This window comes from Pseudomonas sp. MB-090624 (assembly GCF_003205245.1).
Lineage (GTDB): Bacteria > Pseudomonadota > Gammaproteobacteria > Pseudomonadales > Pseudomonadaceae > Aquipseudomonas > Aquipseudomonas juntendi.
In genome coordinates, this window is sequence record NZ_QJRK01000019.1 from 68,877 (window position 1) to 70,724 (window position 1,848).

Annotated in this window: 2 protein-coding genes; one reads left to right on the forward strand and one right to left on the reverse strand. The window is 63.4% G+C overall.

All coding sequences use genetic code 11. From position 1 onward, the window contains the following. Positions 1-8: 8 nt before the first annotated feature. Positions 9-1,190, reverse strand: a complete 1,182-nt coding sequence (locus tag DMX12_RS12540) for a PLP-dependent aspartate aminotransferase family protein (protein WP_029886179.1) — start codon at positions 1,188-1,190, stop codon at positions 9-11. A 92-nt stretch (positions 1,191-1,282) separates the two neighbouring features. Between DMX12_RS12540 and DMX12_RS12545 the strand changes: the two genes are divergently transcribed. Beyond that, entirely contained in the window at positions 1,283-1,744 is a 462-nt protein-coding gene (locus tag DMX12_RS12545; protein ID WP_009686813.1) for an Lrp/AsnC family transcriptional regulator, read from the forward strand. Positions 1,745-1,848: the final 104 nt, after the last annotated feature.

The window sequence follows — 1,848 nt, forward strand, 5'->3', positions numbered from 1 at the left end:
GCAAGCCCTCACACAGCAACCAGCGCTTTCAACGCCCCATCCAGGTCCTCGATCAGGTCGCGGTAATCCTCGATCCCCACCGACAGCCGCAGCAGGTTCTCGCTGATGCCCATCACGCCCTTCTGCTCCGGGCTTAGCGAGCAGTGGGACATGCTCCACGAGTGGTTGATCATGCTCTCCACCCCGCCCAGCGAGTCGGCCAATACAAAGATCTGCAGCGCCTCGACCAGGCGGTTGAGCGCGGCGCGGTCGCCCTTGACCTTCATCGCCACCACCGCGCCGCCACTGCGCATCTGGCGCTTGCACAGTTCATGCTGCGGGTGGCTTTCCAGCCCGGGGTAATACACCTGCTCCACCTGCGCGTGGTTTTCCAGAAAACGCGCCACCTGCAGGGCATTGGCGCACTGGCGCTCCATGCGCACATCCAGGGTCTTCAGGCCACGCAGGGCCAGGTAGCAGTCGAACGGCCCCTGCACCGCGCCGATGGCCATGCTGATGCGGCGCAGGCGCGCCAGCAGCGCGTCATTGGCCGCGACCACCACCCCGCCAGTCAGGTCAGAGTGGCCGCCAATGTATTTGCTGGCCGAGTGCATCACCAGGTCCACCCCCAGGTTGATCGGGCGCTGGTTCCACGGCGAGCAGAAGGTGTTGTCGATGCAGGTGAGGATGCCCTTGGCCCGCGCCAGGTCGCACACCGCCTTGATGTCGACCAGGTGCAACAACGGGTTGGTCGGCGACTCGATCCAGATCAACTGGGTTTCGGGCTTGATCGCCGCGGCCACCGCGCCCAGGTCGTTGAGGTCGACATAGGTGGTGGTCAGGCCTGAAGTACGGCTGCGGTAGTCTTCCAGGATGCGGAAAGTGCCCCCGTACACGCCGTTCATCACGACCACGTGGGCATCCTTGGGCAGCAGCTCCAGGACCGTGGCGGTGGCATTCACCCCCGAGGCGCAGGCCACGGCACCCACGCCCTCTTCCAGCGCCGCTACGCAGGTTTCGTAGGCATGCCGGGTGGGGTTGCCCACGCGGCTGTAGGAGTACTCCGGCTTGTCGTCGAGGCTGCGTTTGGTGAACGAGCTGGCGGTGACGATGGCCGGGAAAATGGCATTGTCGGCAACACTGAACTGCTCGCCAGCGTGAATGGCACGGGTGGCGAAATTGCGCGGCTTGTCGGACATGGTCAGGCCCATCGGCAGAATGAAAGCTGCCACTATGGCACAAGCCAAATCGCCTGGCCTTGGGGTAACCTGTGAAATATTTTCCGGCACGGCCAGCGCGCGATATGGACAGCTTCGACCAGCACATTCTTACCCTGCTTCAGCGCGATGCCTCGATGTCGCTCAAGGACCTGGCCGAAGCCGTCAACCTGTCCACCACCCCGTGCTGGAAGCGGGTCAAGCGCCTGGAAGAAGAAGGCTACATACTCGGCCGTGTCGCCCTGCTGGCCCCTGAACGGCTAGGGCTGGGGCTGACGGTGTTCGTCCAGCTCAAGACCCAGCGCCACGACAGCGCCTGGCTGGCGCAGTTTGCCGCGACAGTGACCGGGTTCGAGGAGGTGATGGAGTGCTACCGCATGTCTGGCGACTGGGACTACATGTTGCGGGTGGTGGTGGGAGATATTGCGGCGTATGACCGGTTTTACAAAAAGCTGATTACCAGCACCGAGGGGTTGTCGAACATTACCTCCAGTTTTGCCATGGAGCAGATGAAGTACACCACGGCTTTCCCGGTGAACCGTGGCTGATGGCTGTGGGGCATATCGCCGGCAAGGCGCACAGGGATTGCATCAGGGCTGACAGGTGGTTGCCAGGCGATATGCAGCGCCTGGGAGATCGAGCGCCGCCCGCG

Coding starts and splice junctions, on each gene's coding strand:
- DMX12_RS12540 (WP_029886179.1), bottom strand. CDS start 1,190: ATGGGCCTGACCATGTCCGACAAGCCGCGCAATTTCGCCACCCGTGCC.
- DMX12_RS12545 (WP_009686813.1), top strand. CDS start 1,283: ATGGACAGCTTCGACCAGCACATTCTTACCCTGCTTCAGCGCGATGCC.